We start from the raw sequence: 19625 nt of genomic DNA on the forward strand, positions 1-19625 counted from the left end.
CCTATAGTGGCGCCGCAAATCGACTCCCATCACAACAAAAGGGGCTGTAAATGATTTTTTCCGCTTGGCGTCGAAACCTCCTCTTGGGCAGCCTGGGCGTGGTGCTCGGCTCGGCAATGCTGGGCCAGGCCGTGGCCGGTGATCAGTTGCAGACTATCCAGAAAAACGGCTCGTTCAGCGTCGGTGTCGAGGGCACCTATCCGCCGTTCAGCTTCCAGGACGAGAACGGCAAGCTCAGTGGTTTCGAGGTCGAATTCGCCCAGGCGCTGGCCAAGCAATTGGGGGTCAAGGTCAAGATCCAGGAAACCAAGTGGGACGGCATGCTCGCCGCGCTGGACTCCAAGCGCCTGGACGTAGTGATCAATCAGGTCACCATCTCCGAAGCACGCAAGCAGAAGTACGACTTCTCCCAGCCCTATACCGTCTCGGGTATTCAAGCGCTGGCCCAGAAGAAAGACGCCGGCAAGTACGAGAAGCCCGCCGACCTGGCCGGCAAGAAAGTCGGCGTAGGCCTGGGCTCCAACTACGAGCAATGGCTGCACGACAACGTGGCGCAAGCCGTGGTCAAGACCTACGACGATGACCCCACCAAGTATCAGGACCTGCGCATCGGCCGTATCGATGCGATTCTGGTGGACCGCCTGGCGGCGCTGGAGCTGATCAAGAAGACCGGTGACACGTTGGTCCTGGCCGGCCCTGCGTTCTCCCGTCAGGAAGCCGGCGTAGCACTGCGCAAGGGCGAGCCGGAACTGCTCGCAGCAATCAACCAGGCGATCGACAAGCTGCGCGCGGATGGCACCCTGGCGGCCTTGTCGAAGAAGTATTTCGGCGCTGACGTCACGCAATGATCGAAAGCAGCCTGCAACTGATGCTCGACTCGGCGCCCTTTTTGCTCAAGGGCGCCTATTACACGGTTTTTCTGAGCCTGGGCGGGATGTTTTTCGGCCTGTTGCTGGGTTTTGGTCTGGCGTTGATGCGCCTGTCGACGTTCAAGCCCTGGAGCTAGATCGCGCGGATCTACGTGTCGTTCGTTCGCGGCACGCCGCTGCTGGTGCAGTTGTTCGTGATCTATTACGGCCTGCCGCAATTGGGCATCGAGCTGGACCCGCTGCCGGCGGCGTTGATCGGCTTCTCGCTGAACATGGCCGCCTATGCTTGTGAAATCCTGCGTGCGGCCATCGGCTCCATCGAGCGCGGGCAATGGGAAGCCGCTGCCAGTATCGGCATGACCCGCGGGCAAACGTTGCGCCGCGCCATCCTGCCTCAAGCGGCCCGCACGGCTTTGCCGCCACTGGGCAACAGCTTCATTTCGTTGGTCAAGGACACCTCGCTGGCGGCCACTATCCAGGTGCCTGAACTGTTCCGCCAGGCGCAGTTGATCACGGCGCGCACCTTCGAAATCTTCACCATGTACATCGGCGCCGCGTTGATCTACTGGGTGCTCGCCAGCGCCTTGGCGCACCTGCAACATCGTCTTGAACTGCGGGTCAACCGCCACGACCAGCAGTGAGGAGCAGCAACGCGATGATTGTGGTGGACAAGCTCAGCAAGCATTTCAACGGCATCCCGGTGCTCAAGAATATCGACCTGCGCGTCGAGCCTGGCGAGGTGGTCGCCATCATCGGCCCCAGCGGTTCTGGCAAGACCACCTTCCTGCGCTGTCTGAACCTGCTGGAAACCCCGGATAGCGGGCGTATTCAGGTCGGCGATATAGAGATCGACGCCAGCAGGCCGTTGGCGCGGCAGCAGGAGCTGATTCGTCGGTTGCGCCAGCAGGTGGGGTTCGTGTTCCAGAACTTCAATCTGTTCCCTCACCGGACGGCGCTGGAGAATGTCGTCGAAGGCCCTATCGTGGTGAAGAAAGTCCCCCGTGACGATGCTCTTGAGCTGGGGCGCAGGCTACTGACCAAGGTCGGCCTCGCCGGCAAGGAAGAGGCCTGGCCGCGGCGCATGTCCGGTGGTCAGCAACAGCGCGTGGCAATCGCTCGCGCCTTGGCGATGGAGCCCCAGGTGATTCTGTTCGACGAACCCACTTCGGCGCTCGACCCCGAACTGGTCGGCGAGGTGCTGGCCACGATTCGCAGCCTGGCCGAAGAAAAACGCACGATGATCATTGTCACTCACGAGATGCAATTCGCTCGCGATGTGGCCAACCGTGTGGTGTTTTTCGACAAGGGCGTGATAGTCGAGCAGGGTGAGGCGAAGGCGCTGTTCGCCGCGCCGAAGGAAGAGCGGACCCGGCAGTTCTTGAGCAAGTTTCTGGCGCATGCGCATTGAGGATGGCTGGGTTTGTGCCATCGCTGAAAGGCCCGCCTGGTCGTGATCCAGATCGGGCCCTGAAAATGATCAGGTTCAGGTGACTTCACGCCCCTTGCTCACCGCTCGGGTATGCCACAGCGTCGGCGCCAGGAACAGCATCGCCAGTGCGCACGCGGCAATCAGCAGCACGAAGCCGCCGTCCCAGCCAAAGTGATCCACGGTATAGCCCATCAACGCGCTGGCCGCGACCGAGCCGCCCAGATAGCCGAACAGGCCGGTGAAGCCTGCGGCGGTACCGGCGGCTTTTTTCGGTGCCAGCTCCAGTGCCTGCAGGCCGATCAGCATCACCGGGCCGTAGATCAGAAAGCCGATAGAGACCAACGCGATCATGTCGACCAGCGGGTTGCCCGGTGGGTTGAGCCAGTACACCAGGGTGGCCACCGTCACGAGGGCCATGAACACCATGCCGGTCAAGCCGCGGTTGCCGCGAAAGACCTTGTCCGACATCCAGCCGCATAGCAGCGTGCCGGGGATGCCCGCCCATTCATAGAAAAAGTACGCCCATGACGTGGTGTCGACCGTGAAGTGCTTGGCTTCCTTGAGGTAAGTGGGTGCCCAGTCGAGCACGCCGTAGCGCAGCAGGTAGACGAAGACGTTCGCCAGGGCGATGTACCAGAGCATCTTGTTGCGCAGCACGTATTTGACGAAGATGTCACGGGCGCTGAATTCGGCTTCGTGACTTTCGTCATAGCCTTGCGGGTAGTCGTTCTTGTAGTGCTCGATGGGCGGCAGGCCGACCGACTGCGGGGTGTCGCGCATGGTCACCAGGGCGAAGATCGCTACCAGCAAGGCCACGGCCGCCGGTACGTAGAAGGCCGCGTGCCAGTCGTTGGTCCAGCCCAGGCCGAGCAGAAACAACGGCCCGATCAGGCCGCCGCCGACGTTGTGCGCGACGTTCCAGACCGACACCACGGCGCCGCGCTCCTTTTGCGACCACCAGTGCACCATGGTCCGCCCGCTGGGTGGCCAGCCCATGCCCTGGGCCCAGCCGTTGATGAACAGCAGGATGAACATGATGCTGACGCTCGAGGTCGCCCATGACGAAAAACCGAACACGAACATCACCGCTGCCGACACCAACAGGCCCAGCGGCAGGAAGTACCGCGGGTTGGAGCGGTCCGAGACCAGGCCCATGAGGAACTTGGACAAGCCATAGGCAATCGCGATGGCGGACATGGCCATGCCCAGCTGGCCGCGGGTGTAGCCTTCCTCGATCAGATAGGGCATGGCCAGGGAGAAGTTTTTGCGTAGCAGGTAGTAGCCGGCGTAGCCGATGAAGATCCCGGCGAAGATCTGCCAGCGCAGGCGCCGGTAAGTGCTGTCGACTTCGGTTGCGGGAATGGGGGGCAGGTGCGGGGCAGGGCGCAGGAAGGCGAACATCGTGACTCTCCGTTTTATAGTTGGTGCGCGAAAACGAATGTTAAATTTTCGTTACAGAAAACAGGAGAGGTTAAGTATTACTGAATGTCTGCGAGCGCCAGGGCTCGAGGACGCGATGAAGCCAGCGTCCCCCAGAAGCGTGGTGCCTGAGGGACGATCTCTGGGATGGCCTGCTGGGCGTTCGATTCAGCCGCGAGGGGTTCAAGCCTTGAAGCGTCGTACCTTGGCGGCGTCGGTCTGCGCCTCGGTCGCTTCAGTCGTGGCCACCAGGCACTTGCCATCGTGCTGCACGTTGATGTCTGCGATGCGGCGAACGCCTGGCATGCTCAGGAAACCGTCGCAGCCAAAGCCCTTGTCCGGTGCGCCGTGCTCGGTTACACGCAACAGCAGTCCTTGGGGGGGCAAGGCTGAGTCGATTGGTTGTTGCTGGCCCGCGACCCAATATTGTCCGCCGGTCAGCGTGGCACCGATGCCTTGCAAAGAGGTCTTTTGGTTGGCGATCATCCAGTGGCTGGGCGTAAAACTCGGATCTGGATGTCCGCTTTGGTCAAGTCTGAATAGCAGACCGCCCACGCGGTCTGGATTATCTGTCGGCTGGTTGCTGCCGATGACGATGAGCGTGTTGCTGGCGGTGACCCAGACATTCTCCAGGGAGATGGCATAGCCGCTGACCGGGTTTTCGTCGGTCTCGAACCGCAGGTCATTCGCCCCGGTTGGCGCGGTGGCATAGAAGCCCTCCGTGCCAAAGCTGTTGTCCAGTCTGCCCTTGGCGTCAAGCCTGGCCACCAGGCCTGTGCGCCCCGCCTTGCCAGCGACTATCCAGCCTGCGGTGGGGGAGGGGATCATCGCGCGAATTTCCATTGCGGTGTCTTGGTACTGGAGTTGCAGGTAGCCATCCTCGTGAAAGCTGTAGTCGATGGAGCCGTTGCTGTTCAGCTGTACGATGTAACTGCGAGGTTGCTGGATAGCCCAATGCTGGTGGGTGAAGTCGACGGTGATCTTGCCGTCGACATCGACGCAGGGATGGGCTTTCAACGTACTTCGGCGCTGCGGTTGCTCCAGTGAATCGACCACATCTCGCAGCGGTGGGAAATGGCCCATCAGGACCCGTCCGTCGTTGTTGAAGCTGCCGTCGCGCTCGCCATTGAGGTAGTAGCGAGTGCAGCCCAGATTATAGTCGTTGGTCTTGGGGTTGACGTACCGTACGAATGACAAGAAGCGCCCTTCATCGAACATCACCAGTTGCGATGGGTATGCGCTCAGGTAGCCGTCACTGGCATAGCGTTCGTTGAGGTAGCCGCTATTGTCGTTGAACGTCCTGTCGAGGCCTCCGGCAGCGTCGAGCTTCATCAGACCGGGGCCAAGCCTGCCGTTTTCGCGGATTTCAACGGCCACCAGGATCGAGTTGTCCTTCAAGACCAAAAGCGAGTTAACGGAGCGGACTTCCACTCCCTCAACGCCAAGAAGCGAATGGAGATGGACCTCACCGGCCGCGCCGAAATCAGGGTCGAGAAACGCACTGGGAACACTACGGCGCAAAGGCGGCATGGACGACATCGCTTTATCAAGTTGGAACGCTCACGCTATTCCACGATGTCCAGCTCTCCTACTCTCACATCTGTGAGCTACAGCGGGGGATTTTTTGTGGTAGGCACGGTGGCAGCGCCGAAGATGTCGGCCTCGCATCTCAGATCGGCCAAAGGGCGACTAGCCGGGGATGCAGGGGCGAACCCGACCCTGTGGTCAAGGCCTGGGTTCTTGCACTCTGCCGGGGAGGTGACGGCAACCCGCCGATTTCAGTGCTGCCGACGGCGCCGCGGATCGGCGTCGGAATCCATCTTGATTGGCACCATGACCATGTCTTCATGACGTTTGCCGCCACGAATCAGGCCGATCGTCATGAAAAAGGCAACGACCAAAGCAGCTATCCAGCACAACGCGAAGGTGGCCATGGGAACTCCAGCATCAAAGGGGTGTAACTGGTTTTCGGCAGACCGTGTTCAGACTTTAAGCCGCTGGTCGGCGACGGCTGCGGCTATCACCCGAGGCCTGATGGGGCAGCACTGGCACAACCGGAAACAGTTCCAAGGTGCTGACGGGTTGCCGCTCGGCAGGTGCTGTTCTAAGGTCTGTGGGCGGCTGAGGAACGCCGCTTCTACTCGAACGATGTCATGGAGACTTCCGATATGCGCAACTATCTACTTCCTTCCCTCGTACTGGCCCTGGCAACGACTTTTTCTTCGGTGCCGGCGTTCGCTGCAACCCCCCCAGCCAGCGAAGCCGGGAAAATGGCCGAGATGGCGCCCATGAGCAAGGTCAACCTCAATACGGCCGACCAGGACACCCTGCAGCGCGAACTGACGGGGATTGGCGGTGCCAAGGCCGCGGCCATCGTCGAACACCGCCAGAGCAAAGGCGCGTTCGCTTCGGTGGACGAGTTGCTGGAGGTGCAGGGAATCGGCAAGGCGCTGGTGGAAAAGAACCGGGACCGGTTGACGATCGAATAAAACCGCGGCGCCCGTATTGAAAAGGCCGGTCCATGACCGGCTTTTTTGTGGGCGTCCCCTGGGGCGCATCGACTGAATGATACCCGTCATTTAATTTTATGGATTATAAGTGTAATTTAAAGGCCCCGGCGGGTTCACGTGCGCCGGTGAACCAATGGGGAGAGGGTCATATGCTGAATCGCAGGATTGTAGTCACCGGTATGGGCGTGGTATCGCCTTTGGGTTGCGGCGTCGAAACCGTTTGGCAGCGTTTGCTGGCAGGACGTTCAGGATTGGGGCTGCTGCCCGAGACCGTGGTGGCAGATCTGGCCGGCAAGGTGGGGGGCAGGGTCCCGGATCTGGCGGATGATCCCCAGGGCGGCTTTGACGCCGACGCGGCGGTGGCGCCCAAGGATCAGAAGAAGATGGACCGCTTCATCCAGTTTGCCATGGCTGCGGCTCGTGAGGCCTTGCTGCAGGCCGGGTGGGCACCGCAAGAAGAGGCCCAGCAGTCGCGCACGGCCACGGTGATCGGCTCTGGGATTGGCGGCTTTGGTGCCATCGCCGAAGCGGTCCGTACCACCGACAGCCGTGGGCCGCGACGGTTGTCGCCATTCACCATCCCGTCGTTTCTGGTTAACCTCGCGGCGGGCAATGTCTCGATCCAGCATGGTTTCAAAGGCCCCATGGGCGCACCGGTAACGGCTTGCGCGGCAGGTGTGCAGGCCATAGGCGACGCGGCTCGGATGATCCGTGCGGGTGAGGCGGACATTGCCCTGTGCGGTGGCACCGAAGCGGCGATCGATCGGGTCAGCCTGGCCGGGTTCGCCGCTGCGAGGGCCTTGTCCAGTGGCTATAACCATGCACCAGAGCAGGCTTCGCGGCCGTTCGACCAAGGGCGCGATGGATTCGTGATGGGCGAAGGTGCGGGATTGCTAGTGATCGAATCGCTGGAGCATGCCTTGGCGCGGGGTGCACAGCCGCTTGCCGAACTGGTGGGTTATGGCACCAGTGCCGACGCCTATCATCTGACCGCCGGGCCCGAGGATGGCAGCGGAGCGCGCCGGGCCATGGAGCAGGCGTTGGCTCAGGCCGGTATCGAGCCGCAGCGGATTGCTCATCTGAACGCCCATGCCACCTCCACGCCTGTGGGCGACAAGGGTGAGCTGGCGGCGATCCGCAGTGTGTTCGGCGCTGCGGCCAAGGTGGCTATCACCTCGACCAAATCGGCCACCGGGCATCTGCTTGGCGCAGCAGGTGGCCTGGAGGCGATCTTTACCGTGCTGGCGCTGCGTGACCAGGTTGCCCCTGCCACGCTCAATTTCGAGGTGCCTGACGAGGCGGTCAAGGCTCTGGACATAGTCAGTGGCCGAAAGCGGCCGATGGCAATGGAGTATGCGATGAGCAATGGCTTCGGCTTTGGTGGCGTCAACGCAAGCCTTGTGTTCCGCCGTTGGCCACAATAGTCAGGCCCGTCATGATCACGACACAGTATCAGTGGCCTGATCAAAAAACGATCAGATCTGCGCAGGCCATGTAAACCGTGGCCTGTAGGCGGTTCTCCCAAGGTTGTCCACAGGCAGACCTAGGGAAAATGTGCACAAGCCATTGAAACTGCTCGTTTTTTGTCCAGTCGGCTGCAAGCCGCTCAGGCTATGGGGTTGCGCAGTATTCCCCCAGCTTATGCACAGCCTGGTGCAGGTTTTTGATGAATAACCTTTGGTGCGTCTGCTGGGCATAGGGCCCGCCGGCCAAGTGGACGCACGTGCGGTCATAAGTGAGCGTCACCCTGTAAGGAATTGCCAGAATTACGTGGATGACGTGATCAAAAAATAACCAGATGCCTGCAGCCCTTGCTAGCCGTGGCCTGTAGCCAGTTCTCCCAAGCTTGTCCACAGGCAGACCTAGGGAAAATGTGTACAAGGTATTGAAACTGCTCGTTTTTTGCTCAAGTAGAGCAAAGCCATACAGGCTATGGCCTTGCGCCACGTTCCCCCAGCTTATACACAGGCTCATTCAAGTTTTTGATGAACAACTGCGAGTCGCGGTGCCAGCAGATTATTGAGCTCAATCAGGCGCTTACAGCTGATCAATAATTGATCAAATCCGTGTAGCCCTTATAATCCGTGGCCTGTAGCTAGTTCTCCCAAGCTTGTCCACAGGCAGACGTAGGGAAAATGTGTACAAGGTATTGAAACTGCTCGTTTTTCGCTCAATGCTGCGCATGCCTTGGTTTATAAGGCCCGCTGAGCGATTCCCCCAGCTTATGCACAGATTGACTCAAGGTTTCATGGGATATCTGCACTGGGGCGCGCCTGGCGCTTGAGCGCTTCGCGAGCGGTGGCCAGGATGCGCGCGGCGAAGTCTTGATCCTCGACGCTGCGAGAAAGTACCAAGGCGCCGATCAGCGTCGAAAGCATCACCAGGCTTTGCGCCTCGGCGTCTTCACCGTCGCCCAGCGCTTGCGCCATCAAGCCCGCACGGTGGTGTACCGCGCGGTCCACCAATGGGCTGGGTTGGCCACGCTGGCCCATCTCGGCGGCCATGGTCGGCAGCGGGCATCCGCGTTCCGGGTGATCACGATGGGCATCGCTCAGGTACATATCGATAAAGCCTTCCAGCGGCTTGTCCCCGGCGAACTTGGCGGCCACCAGGGTACCCATTTCGTCGCTGGCCGAGCGCAGCGCAGTCTCCACCAGATCGTCCTTGGATTTGAAATGCGCATAGAAGCCGCCATGGGTCAGCCCCAAGGCCTTCATCAGCGGTTGCAGACCAGTGGCGCCGATGCCGTCCTTGCGAAAGCGAGCAGCGGCTTCCTTGACGATACGCTCGTGGGTTTGGGCTTTATGATCAGCTGAGTAACGCATGGAGTACCTCTGCTGGTACGATTTGAATGTTGGTTGACATGTTAACAGGCCAAATGCTCCCTGAGCATTTCGACCGCTGTGCGCGTAGTACAGAAGGTGAGAGCGCCAACCATTCTCCCCACGCGCTACAGCGTTATGAGTCCGGAATTGAATCAGCGCTCCCGAGCTTCCTTCGCATCCATCTCGGCGTTGCGCTCGTGGACGCGCTTGAGCTCTTCAGGCGTCATCTCGACCTTTTGTGCGCTTTGACGCAGGACCAGAAGGCCACCGACGATCGAGCCGATCGCCACTAACAGAATCAACCAGGCATACCAGGGCATGTGACCCTCCTAAGACAGCGGACTCGCCGCACGGGCTGCGACGAACTGGCGCTGATACCCGTTTGAGCGACGTGATGTCGCAGTGGTTCCATTGTAGCGGGTGGCTGTCGCGACGCTTGCACAGTGCACGCGCAAAATCCGCTACAATGCGCGCCGATTTCGACTTGCCCTGAGAGCCCCGACATGTCTACCTGCCAGACGCCCATCATTGTCGCCCTGGATTTCCCGACCCGTGACGCCGCCTTGAAGCTGGCCGACCAGCTCGACCCGGCCCTGTGCCGCGTCAAGGTGGGCAAGGAGTTGTTCACCAGCAGCGCGTCGGGCATCGTCGAGACGCTCAACGCGCGGGGCTTCGAGGTGTTTCTGGACCTGAAATTCCACGACATCCCCAACACCACCGCCATGGCCGTCAAGGCCGCTGCGCAGATGGGCGTATGGATGGTCAATGTTCATTGCTCGGGTGGTCTGCGCATGATGGCGGCGTGCCGCGAGGTGTTGGATCAGAGCACGGGCACCAAGCCGTTGCTGATCGGCGTGACGGTACTGACCAGCATGGAGCGCGAAGACCTGGCCGCCATAGGCCTGGACATCGAGCCTAAGGAGCAGGTACTGCGCCTGGCGGCGTTGGCGCAAAAGGCCGGTATGGATGGCCTGGTGTGCTCTGCACTCGAAGCCCAGGCGCTCAAGAGCGCCCATCCGACGCTGCAACTGGTAACCCCGGGTATCCGCCCTGCGGGCAGCACGCAAGACGATCAGCGTCGCATCCTTACTCCGCGTCAGGCGCTGGATGCTGGCTCCGACTATCTGGTCATCGGTCGTCCGATCAGCCAGGCCGCCGATCCGGCCAAAGCACTGGCGGATGTGGTCGCCCAGTTGGCGCTTTGATCGCCCATTCAGGCCCCGTCGCGCGCAAACTTCGCTCCCACAGTGCAACCGGCACCCGAGCCGTACACCTGTAGGGCAAAGCATGCTCGCGAAGAGGCTGCTTGCCCCAGCCTCATGATCTCTCACGCATCTGGCCTCACGTGAGTCGTCCTCTTCGCACTACGACCCGCAACATAGCCAAAAGCGACATCCGCATAGCTATTTGCCATTATTCCGACGTCAAACACTTGTTGCCACGCTGATACAACCCTCACCCTGCACGAAACTTGTATGGGCAATGCCGCCCACCCGGGGCATCAAGGGAGCGAAGCAATGAAGTCGGCCAGCAGTGGATGGTTTGCCAACCTCGCGATGGCGAAAAAACTGGCGGTGGGCTTCGCCTTGGTATTGCTGCTGACCTTGGCCGTGGCCGCGCTTGGAGTATGGTCCCTGCGTACCATCAGCGAACGAGTCGACGGCCTCCAGCAGATGTCGGCGCTCAAAAGCGAGCTGCTGACTGCGCGCCTGCTGGAACAGGATTTTGCCCTGCATTCGGACACCAAGCAGGCCGATGCCCTGCGCAAGGGCGTCGATGCACTCCTGGCCACTGCTGCTCGACTCAAAACCCTCAATCCCGCCAATGAATCGGTCATGAGCGGCGCCGAAGCCGATCTCAAGGCTTACCGTGCTGCGTTCGATCAGTTTTTCGATATCAGCCAGAGCAAAGAGCTGTCGCTGGAGATGGCCAGTTGGTCGGTGGCCAACGTCGCCAACAACCTCGACGTGTTGCAGGCCGGTTTATCCGATGATGGCACTTACGAGTTGAAAAAATCCCAGGGCGAAAAGGGCAGCGAGTTCATCGACCAGGCCAATCAGGTTGGCCAGGTCGGGCGCCTGATGTTGCAGGCCATGGAGGAGGCCCGAGTGCGTCTGGACAAGAGCCGCAAGGGTGAAGCTGACGACAGCAGCCAAGGCCGCATCACCCAGGCGGACGAGGCGTTGAGCCAGGCCAAGGAGCTGCAGACCAAGGTCGAGGACGCGGGCTATCAGACGGTGATTGGCGAAACCGTCACCCACATCACAGCCTTCAGCCAGACGCTGGGTGAGTACACCGATCTGCTGGCCAAGGAAAAACAGACCTCCATGCAACTGCATGACCGCGCCAATCAGGTGGTTAGTCGCGTCAATCAGGCCTATGCCGAGCAGAATCAGGCAATGCAGGCCGAGCTGAAGAAAAACATGCTGTTGATCATCGTCGCTTCCGGCCTGGCGCTGTTGGTGGGCGTGCTGGCGTCGTGGCTGATCACCCGCCTGATCGTCACGCCTCTGCGCAGTGTGATTCGCCGTGCCCAGCAAATTGCCGACGGGGATCTGAGCGCTGAGACCAGCGTCGATCGGCGTGACGAAATCGGTCAATTGATGGCGGCGATGCAGCAGATGGGCGCGGGGCTGAGCCGCATCGTCAGCGGCCTGCAAACGGGTATCGATCAGTTGGCGCATTCGGCGCAGTCCTTGTCGGCAGTGACCGAGCAGACCAACCTGGAGGTCAGCACACAGCAGGAGGAAACCGAACAGGTGGCCACGGCAATGAACCAGATGACTGCCACCGTTCATGACGTCGCGCGCAACGCCGAGGAGGCAGCGCACGCGGCCCAGGCGGCCGATAACAAGGTCGAGAGTGGTCAGCAGGTGGTGCGTCAGAGCATGCGGCGAATCGAGCAGTTGGCCAGCAGCTCGCAATCCGCCAGTCAGGGTATTTCCAGCCTTAGTGAGGAAATCCAGAACATCGGCTCGGTGCTGGCAGTGATCAAGAGCGTTGCCGAGCAGACCAACCTGCTTGCCCTGAACGCCGCCATCGAGGCGGCGCGGGCAGGGGAGCAGGGCCGTGGCTTTGCGGTAGTGGCCGACGAAGTACGGGCGCTGGCACGCCGCACTCAGCAATCGACGGCAGAGATCGAGCGGCTGGTCAGTGCCTTGCGCCTTGGCGCCCAGGCGTCGGTTCAGCAGATCCAGAGCAGCGAGGAGTTGGTCAAGCTGGCAGTCAGCGACGCCCTGCAGACCGAAAGCGCCTTGGGCAGCATCGCCTCGGCGGTGTCGGTGATCCAGCAGATGAACCAGCAGATTGCCGCCGCCGCGGAACAGCAAAGCTCGGTGGCCGAAGAGATCAACCGTAGCGTCACCAGCATCCGCGCCAGTGCCGATCAGTCGGCGGTGGCGATGCAGGGTAACGCGGCTTCAAGTATCGAACTGGCGCAGCTGGGTCATGAGCTGAAAGGCATGGTCGGGCATTTTCGGCTGTAGTCAGGCGTAGATATCACCGGCCCTTCGCGGGCAAGTCTTGCGCACAAGGCGGTCGTACACCTGTGGAGCACAGCTTGCTCACGACAAAGCCAGTGCAAGTGCAACAACCATCAGGCTTTGCGCCAGTTGAGAATCAGCAGAGTCACTACCCCTGCCACGATGCCCCAGAACGCCGACCCCACGGAAAACAGCGTCAGCCCCGATGCTGTCACCATGAAGGTCACCAGCGCCGCCTCACGTTCTCTGGGCTCGCTCATGGCCTGGGTCAGGCCGTTGATGATCGAACCGAACAGTGCCAGTGCCGCGATCGACAGCACCAGTTCTTTGGGCAAGGCCGCGAACAGCGCTGCCAGGGTCGCACTGAAGATCCCCGCCAACCCATAGAAAATCCCGCACCACATCGCCGCTGTGTAGCGTTTTTGCGGGTCTTCATGGGCATGGGGGCCGGTGCAGATCGCCGCGCTGATTGCCGCCAGGTTCACCCCGTGAGACCCAAAGGGCGCCAGCAGCAGCGAAGCGATGCCGGTCGCGGTAATCAACGGCGATGCCGGCACCTGATAACCATCTGCCCGCAATACCGCGACCCCAGGCATGTTCTGCGAGGTCATGGCCACCACGAACAGTGGAATGCCGATGCTGATGGTTGCGCCCACCGAGAACGACGGCGTGGTCCATTCAGGCACCGCCACTTGCAAATGGAACTCGCTGAAATCCAGCAGCCCCAGCAAGCCGGAAACTACGGTGCCGAGGACCAGCGCCGCCAGCACCGCATAGCGCGGCGACACGCGCTTGACGATCAGGTAGGTGAAGAACATGCCCAGCACCAGGCCGGTACGATGCTGGGCTGCGACGAAGATCTCGCTGCCGATCTTGAACAAAATTCCCGCCAGCAGCGCCGCCGCCAGGGACGAGGGCAGGCGCTTGACCATTTTCTCGAAACTGCCGGTCACGCCGCAGATGATCACCAGCACCGCGCAAGTGATATAGGCGCCGATCGCCTCGCCATAGCTGACGCCGCCCAGGCTGGTGATCAGCAATGCAGCGCCGGGAGTCGACCAGGCCACGGTGATCGGCGTGCGATAACGCAGCGACAAGCCGATGCTGCAGATCGCCATGCCGATCGACAATGCCCAGATCCACGACGAAATTTGCCCGCTGGTGAGCCCGGCCGCTTGGCCGGCCTGGTACATCAACACCAGGGAGCTGGTGTAGCCGGTCATCATGGCAATGAACCCGGCAACCACCGCCGAAGGCGAGGTGTCGGCCAGCGGCCGCAGGGGCGTCTGGGTGGGATACTGCATGGATACCCTCCTTGGGCGATCAGAGGGGCGCCAGCCTAAACGTCGCAGTGGATAAGGCTGCGATACAGGTAGGGAAATGTTTTGCAATACAGTGAGCCACAAAGAGGCAGTCGAGCCTGTGCTTGGTTACCGGTGAGCAATGGCGATGATGGCTACCCACCATCGCTGCTGAAAAGAATCCGTCTCTTCTTGAAGCGCTGTTGTTCGCTGGAGATCTGCCGAGCAATATTTCAACGCCGTTTTCTCTATCCCTCGCTAGGGGTCCCCTGGCTTTGCTACAGTCATCCCCTATTCCATGGGGGACGCGAGATGTACAAGGTCTACGGCGACTATCTGTCAGGCAACTGCTTCAAGATCAAGCTGATGCTCCACCTGTTGGGCGTCGAGTATTCGTGGCACGCAGTGGACATCCTCAAGGGCGAGACCGAAACCCCCGAGTTCCTGGCCATGAACCCCAATGGCAAGGTCCCGGTGCTGGAGCTCGAAGACGGCACCTACCTGTGGGAATCCAATGCGATTCTGAATTTTCTCGCCGATGGCAGCCCGTTCCTGCCCACCGAACCGCGCTTGCGCACCCAGGTGTTGCAGTGGCAATTCTTCGAGCAATACAGTCATGAGCCGTATGTGGCGGTAGCGCGGTTCATCCAGTTCTATCAGAAGATGCCGCAAGATCGCCTGGAGGAATACAAGGTCTGCCACAAGCGTGGCTACAAGGCTTTGCGGGTGATGGAGAAGCAGCTGGAGTTGACGCCGTATCTGGTAGGCGAGCAATGCTCGATCGCCGATATCGCGCTCTATGCCTACACCCATGTTGCCGATGAGGGCGGCTTCGATCTCACGCCATTCCCGGCCATTCGCGCCTGGCTCGAGCGCGTGGCGGCATTGCCGGGTTATATCGGGATGCGTTGATCTCGGCCCGCACAGCTTGCCGAAAACCGTCGCGAGCAATCAGGCAGCAGCGAAACGTTTGTTGAGATACTCGATGATCACCTTGGATTCATACATCCAGGTGGTCTGGCCGTTCTCTTCGATGCGCAGGCACGGCACTTTGATCTTGCCGCCTTCGGCCAGCAGAGTATCGCGGGCACTGGCGTCGTTCTTGGCATCGCGCAGGGTCACTGGCACGTTGAGCTTGTGCAGAGTGCGGCGAGTTTTCACGCAGAACGGGCAGGCGTGGAACTGATACAGGGTCAGGCCCTGGGCGGCTGTGTCGACGGCGGCCTGGGCATCGCTGTTGCGTTTCTGCTTGGGTGGACGGGTCAGCAGATCGCCAATCACGATCACCTGGCCAAGGCCCACGCGCAGGGCTTTCATCAACATTTCAGTCTCCACACGGTCAGTGTAGCGAGGGGGTTTGCACCCGAAAATCGCGATCAAGGCCCACCGTGGCGAGTCCTGAATCATTCAGGGGCAAGCCCCTCGCTACAGATGAGTTACTTGATCAAACTCAGAAATTCACTACGAGTCGCCGAATTTTCGCGGAATTCTCCCAGCATCACTGAAGTGATCATCGAGGAATTCTGCTTCTCGACACCGCGCATCATCATGCACATGTGTTTGGCCTCGATCACGACCGCAACGCCCAGTGCGCCCGTCACCTGCAGGACTGCATCGGCGATCTGACGGCTGAGGTTTTCCTGGATCTGCAGTCGGCGGGCGTACATATCGACGATACGCGCCACTTTCGACAGGCCCAGAACCTTGCCGCTCGGGATGTAAGCGACGTGCGCCTTGCCGATGAATGGCAGCAGGTGGTGCTCGCACAGGGAGTAGAGCTCGATGTCCTTGACCAGCACCATTTCGCTATTGTCCGAGCTGAACAGGGCGCCGTTGGTGACTTCCTCGAGAGTCTGCTCATAGCCGCGGCACAGGTACTGCATGGCTTTGGCGGCGCGTTTGGGCGTGTCGAGCAGGCCTTCGCGGTTCACGTCCTCGCCGAGTTGGCCAAGGATCGCGGTGTAATTCTGTTCCAGGGACATGGATCTACCTGTCAAGTTTTTCGCAAACGCGAAGGGTACGGTTACCGGGCACGCGCCGCAAGTTAAAGCTTATTCGTCGCGGCCTTCGAGCATGGTCCGCTTGAGCATGACATAGACCGCGCCGGCGCCGCCGTGACGGGGTTGGCAGGACGTGAAGCCGAGCACCTGGGCATGTTGTCGCAGCCAGGTGTTGACGTGGCTCTTGATCATCGGCTTCTTGCCGTCCAGGCGCACTGCCTTGCCATGCGTGACCCGCACGCAGCGGACCTCGAAGCGCACCGCTTCGGCGAGGAAGGCCCACAGGGTTTCCCGCGCCTTTTCGACGTTCATGCCGTGTAGGTCGAGGCTGCCTTCGAAACCGATCTGACCGAGCTTGAGTTTGCGCATCTGGCTTTCCTGCACGCCGTCGCGGGCCCAGTGCAGGTCGTCTTCGGGGCCGACGTCGATGACGAACTGATCGGACAGACCGTCGACGAGGGTGGCGTCGGTGCGCACCGTTGCCGCCTTGCGCAGCGTGTTGAGGTTTTTGCGGTCGACCCTGGCTTTGCCGGTGTCGGCACGGTCATGGCGAATCGGCTTGACGCCTTTTACTTCGCTCTTGAACAGGGAAAAATCATCGTCTTGCATGTCGGCCTCCAGCGCAGAAGCAGGAGTTTACGCGAGTCAGTCATGCTTTTTCATCAGATGCGGCGACATGTTCAGCGCGCTGCTCCGGCGCAGGCGTCGGCGACAGGCACGCCAGAGGCTGACACCCAGCCACAGCACCAGTAGCCCCACGAGCGTGATGACCCCCGAGCCAACCGCTGTGGTGTTGAGATCGCCGATGGCCGGCGCGTGGCCCAGCAAGCTGCCAATGCCAGCCATGCTCAACAACACCCCCAAGGTGGCCAGCACTGCCGCAAACGCCGCCGCCAGGCGCATGCGCCAGGTGCCTTGGCCGCGAGGGCGAAGCCGACGGGCATTGAAGCCGCCATCGGATATCTTCATTACGCTTTCCTCAATGGGCGTTACTGGGTTGAACGTCGGGATTGGACTGCGCTGCAGCCATGATGTTCCGGGGGCGCGGGGTGCAGGCGCTGAACGCGCTGGCAAGCCCCACGGGGTGTAGATCAGATCAGCTCGGCGGTGGTGCTTACCGAGGCGAAGTTGTCAGCCATGGTCGCCATGCCCACGGCCTTGACCTGTTCGGCGCTCAGCACGCTGCCTTTGTACGGCAGGTCACGAGTCGCGCAGGCGTCTTCGACCAAGGTGCAACGGTAACCATAGTCCTTGGCGGCACGGATGGTGGTGCTGACGCTGGAGTGGGTCATGAAGCCGCAAACGATCAGGTCGACATTGCCCAGGCCTTCAAGGTGCTGGTGCAGATTAGTGTTGTTGAATGCGTTGGGCAGGCGTTTTTCGATCACGGTCTCGTCGCCTTGCGGGCCGACGCCATCGATGAACTGGCCGCGATTGCCTTGCGGGTCGAACAGGCCGCCGACGGTGCCGAGATGGCGTACGTGGACGATCGGGCGGCCAGCGGCGCGGGCAGCCTGGAGGAGCAGGGCGATGTTCGCGACGGCCTTATCGATCTCGAACAGGGCCAGAGGACCGCTGAGGTACTCTTGCTGCGCATCGATAATCACCAGGGTGGCGTGGCTCAAGCTGGTAGGCGGGTAACCGCGACCGCTGAGTTGAAACATCGTCTTCGGATCGGACATCGAGGGCTCCTTTGGTTAGGGCTTTTGCGACATTCTCCACTGCTTCGCGCGTTCTGTGAATCACTGTGATTGCACAGCCCGTGGTTACTGGCTCTGCGGGCTATCCAAGTGGCCAGTATTCGGCGCCATGACGCGGTCGGAGTGCCTGCGGACACCGGCACTGTCCGTGATAAACTCCGCAGTCGTATCGATTGGAGTATGCCTGTGATCACTTCCCGCCTGCGCACTTTGCGCGACCACATCCGTTGGGCCGTCAGCCAGTTCCACGGTGAAGACCTGTTCTTCGGCCACGGCACCGACAACGCCTGGGACGAAGCGCGACAGTTGGTGCTGGGTGCGCTGCATTTGCCGTGGGAAATCGCCGACAGCTACCTCGATTGCCGTCTTGAGGACGACGAAGTCAGCAAGGTCCAGCATCTGATCAAGCGCCGCGTCAAGGAACGCATCCCGGCCGCCTATCTGCTGAACGAGGCGTGGTTCTGCGGCATGTCGTTCATCGTCGACGAGCGCGTGCTGGTGCCCCGTTCGCCCATCGGCGAGTTGATCGAAAACCGCTTCGAGCCCTGGCTGGCACAGGAGCCGGCGCGCATCCTCGATCTGTGCACCGGTTCCGGCTGCATCGGCATCGCCTGCGCCGACGTATTTCCCGAGGCCGAAGTGGTACTGGCGGATCTGTCCTTCGAGGCGCTGGAAGTGGCCAACCAGAACATCGAGCGTCACGGCGTCGATGCGCGGGTCTATACCGTGCAGGGCGATGGCTTCGACGGCCTGCCGGGCCAGCGTTTCGATTTGATCGTGTCCAATCCGCCCTATGTCGACGCCGAGGATTTCGCCGATATGCCGCCGGAGTACCAGCACGAGCCGGAACTGGGCCTGGCCTGCGGCGATGATGGTTTGAACCTGGTGCGGCGCATGCTCGCGCAAGCGGCTGATCACCTGAACGACAACGGTTTGTTGATCGTCGAGGTCGGTAACAGCCAGGTGCATGTCGAGGCGCTGTATCCGCAAGTGGACTTCGCCTGGCTGGAATTCAGCCGCGGGGGCCATGGGGTGTTCATGCTCAGCGCGCAACAGTGCCGCGAGCATCAGGCGCTGTTTGCCGAGCGAGTCTGACCTGTAGCGAGGGGGCATGCCCCCGTTTCGCGGTGTGTCAGACACCCCGAGGTGATGGGGGCCGCAGCTCCAGGTTCAGCGGTGCGTCGCCATCCAGATCAGCAACCCGGCCTGGAACACCGAGAAGGCAATCAGGCAGGCGATGGTGAAGCGCAGGCTGTGGTCGTCGCGCCGATACTGGCTGACCGACTCTTCATGTTTGCGCAGCTGCACTTCCTTTTCCGCCAGGTTGTGATCGGCCAGTTCCAGCATGGACGCCACGTCGAGAATTTCCACCGGCTGGATGCGTTCGGGGTTCCAGGTCGCCAGCAAGCCGCCGACCTTTACCGGTTTGTAGCTGCCCTTCAGATGCTGGGCATCTTCATAGCTGATTTCCAGACCATGGGTCGTGAGCACGTGATCGCGGCGCAGGCGATGGCCTTCGACCAGCGCCTCCTTATTGGGCAGGTCAGCGCCTTCGATGCTGTAGGCCGACCACTTGGGTTGCGCCCAGATTGCCGCCTGGGCCAGCAGAAAGCGGCCGATGCCACGGTTGCCGGGTTCGGTCTGGAGCACCTCGGGAATGGTGTGCACGGTGTGTTTTTCGTGATCGACCCATACGTCCAGGCTGTTCTGCTCGGGCCGGGTGCGTTGCCCCGGCAGTTCGATTTCCAGGCGCAGCAGACTGTAATGGGCATTGTGCCGCTCGGCGCGCCCTAATTGGATGAAGCGCAACGGTCGCGGGCCGGTGTTGCGGTCAGCGGGCAGGGGCACCAGGCGCAGCATCTGGAAATGCTCCGGGCGCACGTCGTCCCATGGCAGCTTGGGCGCTTCAGGGACGGTCGCTGCGGTCTTGGCGTCGACGGCCGTATTAAGGGGGGCGGTAGTCATGGGGGATTCCTCGTGCTCGAAGGGTGTATCGGCAGAGGTACAAAAAGCTGAAGTGGCCGTTCAGGGTGTGTGCAAGCTTTGCCGGCCTCTTCGCCGCCGAACGCGCAACCTTGCTCCCACGGATT

General features: G+C 61.0%; 20 protein-coding genes and 2 pseudogenes. 10 read left to right on the forward strand and 12 right to left on the reverse strand.

Annotation, left to right across the window (positions count from 1 at the left end):
* The first annotated feature begins 50 nt into the window (after positions 1-50).
* The 3 genes and pseudogenes from tcyJ to tcyN all read left to right on the forward strand — a co-directional run bounded on the left by tcyJ (position 51) and on the right by tcyN (position 2277).
* Complete coding sequence (tcyJ, locus tag REH34_RS22410) at positions 51-848, forward strand: cystine ABC transporter substrate-binding protein (protein ID WP_311969193.1); 798 nt, start codon at positions 51-53, stop codon at positions 846-848.
* Positions 845-1510 (forward strand): annotated as a pseudogene (gene tcyL, locus REH34_RS22415) (cystine ABC transporter permease). Before tcyJ ends, tcyL begins: the two are co-directional and overlap by 4 nt.
* Before the next feature lie 14 nt (positions 1511-1524).
* The gene (gene tcyN / locus REH34_RS22420) at positions 1525-2277 is read left to right on the forward strand and encodes an L-cystine ABC transporter ATP-binding protein TcyN (RefSeq protein WP_311969194.1); all 753 of its coding nucleotides are present in this window, start codon (positions 1525-1527) and stop codon (positions 2275-2277) included.
* 75 nt (positions 2278-2352) lie between these two features.
* Here the strand turns inward: tcyN and glpT are convergent, their stop codons facing one another.
* From glpT to REH34_RS22435, 3 genes are all read right to left on the reverse strand, one after another.
* Positions 2353-3699 (reverse strand): glycerol-3-phosphate transporter, encoded by a 1347-nt coding sequence (gene glpT / locus REH34_RS22425; RefSeq protein ID WP_311969195.1) that lies wholly within the window; start codon positions 3697-3699, stop codon positions 2353-2355.
* A gap of 201 nt (positions 3700-3900) precedes the next feature.
* Complete coding sequence (locus tag REH34_RS22430) at positions 3901-5247, reverse strand: delta-60 repeat domain-containing protein (RefSeq protein ID WP_311969196.1); 1347 nt, start codon at positions 5245-5247, stop codon at positions 3901-3903.
* A gap of 248 nt (positions 5248-5495) precedes the next feature.
* A complete protein-coding gene (locus tag REH34_RS22435; protein ID WP_226503435.1) occupies positions 5496-5651 on the reverse strand; it encodes a hypothetical protein in 156 nt (51 codons plus the stop codon).
* Positions 5652-5885: 234 nt separating this feature from the next.
* On the opposite strand from REH34_RS22435, the gene REH34_RS22440 reads away from it, so the two are divergent.
* Positions 5886-6206, forward strand: coding sequence for a ComEA family DNA-binding protein (locus REH34_RS22440; RefSeq protein WP_226503436.1), 321 nt, complete (start codon positions 5886-5888; stop codon positions 6204-6206).
* Between the two features lie 173 nt (positions 6207-6379).
* On the forward strand, positions 6380-7651 hold the full coding sequence (gene fabF / locus REH34_RS22445) for a beta-ketoacyl-ACP synthase II (RefSeq protein ID WP_311972138.1): 1272 nt from the start codon (positions 6380-6382) through the stop codon (positions 7649-7651).
* A gap of 822 nt (positions 7652-8473) precedes the next feature.
* Here the strand turns inward: fabF and REH34_RS22450 are convergent.
* The gene (locus REH34_RS22450) at positions 8474-9052 is read right to left on the reverse strand and encodes a TetR/AcrR family transcriptional regulator (RefSeq protein ID WP_311969198.1); all 579 of its coding nucleotides are present in this window, start codon (positions 9050-9052) and stop codon (positions 8474-8476) included.
* 152 nt (positions 9053-9204) lie between these two features.
* Positions 9205-9372 (reverse strand): DUF2897 family protein, encoded by a 168-nt coding sequence (locus REH34_RS22455; RefSeq protein ID WP_226503438.1) that lies wholly within the window; start codon positions 9370-9372, stop codon positions 9205-9207.
* A gap of 183 nt (positions 9373-9555) precedes the next feature.
* Here REH34_RS22455 and pyrF point away from each other — a divergent pair, with 183 nt between their 5' ends.
* The 3 genes and pseudogenes from pyrF (at position 9556) to REH34_RS30345 (ending at position 12537) form a co-directional block, all read left to right on the forward strand.
* A complete protein-coding gene (gene pyrF, locus REH34_RS22460) occupies positions 9556-10257 on the forward strand; it encodes an orotidine-5'-phosphate decarboxylase (RefSeq protein ID WP_311969199.1) in 702 nt (233 codons plus the stop codon).
* Positions 10258-11475: 1218 nt separating this feature from the next.
* A pseudogene (locus tag REH34_RS30340) lies at positions 11476-11676 on the forward strand (HAMP domain-containing protein); the annotation flags it as partial.
* Positions 11674-12537, forward strand: a complete 864-nt coding sequence (locus tag REH34_RS30345) for a methyl-accepting chemotaxis protein (protein WP_409373347.1) — start codon at positions 11674-11676, stop codon at positions 12535-12537. The pseudogene REH34_RS30340 and the gene REH34_RS30345, both read left to right, overlap by 3 nt.
* 110 nt (positions 12538-12647) lie before the next feature.
* Here REH34_RS30345 and REH34_RS22470 read toward each other — a convergent pair whose 3' ends face one another.
* Positions 12648-13838, reverse strand: a complete 1191-nt coding sequence (locus tag REH34_RS22470; RefSeq protein ID WP_311969201.1) for a benzoate/H(+) symporter BenE family transporter — start codon at positions 13836-13838, stop codon at positions 12648-12650.
* A 309-nt stretch (positions 13839-14147) separates the two neighbouring features.
* Here REH34_RS22470 and REH34_RS22475 point away from each other — a divergent pair, with 309 nt between their 5' ends.
* On the forward strand, positions 14148-14747 hold the full coding sequence (locus REH34_RS22475) for a glutathione S-transferase family protein (RefSeq protein ID WP_311969202.1): 600 nt from the start codon (positions 14148-14150) through the stop codon (positions 14745-14747).
* A gap of 39 nt (positions 14748-14786) precedes the next feature.
* Here the strand turns inward: REH34_RS22475 and REH34_RS22480 are convergent, their stop codons facing one another.
* The 5 genes from REH34_RS22480 to REH34_RS22500 form a co-directional block, all read right to left on the reverse strand.
* Complete coding sequence (locus REH34_RS22480; protein WP_226503443.1) at positions 14787-15158, reverse strand: glutaredoxin; 372 nt, start codon at positions 15156-15158, stop codon at positions 14787-14789.
* A gap of 113 nt (positions 15159-15271) precedes the next feature.
* On the reverse strand, positions 15272-15817 hold the full coding sequence (gene folE, locus REH34_RS22485; protein ID WP_311969203.1) for a GTP cyclohydrolase I FolE: 546 nt from the start codon (positions 15815-15817) through the stop codon (positions 15272-15274).
* Positions 15818-15886: 69 nt separating this feature from the next.
* The gene (locus tag REH34_RS22490) at positions 15887-16444 is read right to left on the reverse strand and encodes a Smr/MutS family protein (protein ID WP_226503445.1); all 558 of its coding nucleotides are present in this window, start codon (positions 16442-16444) and stop codon (positions 15887-15889) included.
* A gap of 36 nt (positions 16445-16480) precedes the next feature.
* Complete coding sequence (locus REH34_RS22495; RefSeq protein WP_311969204.1) at positions 16481-16804, reverse strand: hypothetical protein; 324 nt, start codon at positions 16802-16804, stop codon at positions 16481-16483.
* Positions 16805-16926: 122 nt separating this feature from the next.
* The gene (locus REH34_RS22500; RefSeq protein WP_226503447.1) at positions 16927-17517 is read right to left on the reverse strand and encodes a cysteine hydrolase family protein; all 591 of its coding nucleotides are present in this window, start codon (positions 17515-17517) and stop codon (positions 16927-16929) included.
* Positions 17518-17721: 204 nt separating this feature from the next.
* Here REH34_RS22500 and prmB point away from each other — a divergent pair, with 204 nt between their 5' ends.
* Positions 17722-18630: a 50S ribosomal protein L3 N(5)-glutamine methyltransferase gene (gene prmB, locus REH34_RS22505; RefSeq protein WP_311969205.1), complete on the forward strand. Its 909-nt coding sequence runs from the start codon at positions 17722-17724 to the stop codon at positions 18628-18630.
* Between the two features lie 75 nt (positions 18631-18705).
* Here prmB and REH34_RS22510 read toward each other — a convergent pair whose 3' ends face one another.
* Positions 18706-19500 (reverse strand): hypothetical protein, encoded by a 795-nt coding sequence (locus REH34_RS22510; RefSeq protein WP_311969206.1) that lies wholly within the window; start codon positions 19498-19500, stop codon positions 18706-18708.
* Positions 19501-19625: the final 125 nt, after the last annotated feature.

Source organism: Pseudomonas baltica (assembly GCF_031880315.1).
Lineage (GTDB): Bacteria > Pseudomonadota > Gammaproteobacteria > Pseudomonadales > Pseudomonadaceae > Aquipseudomonas.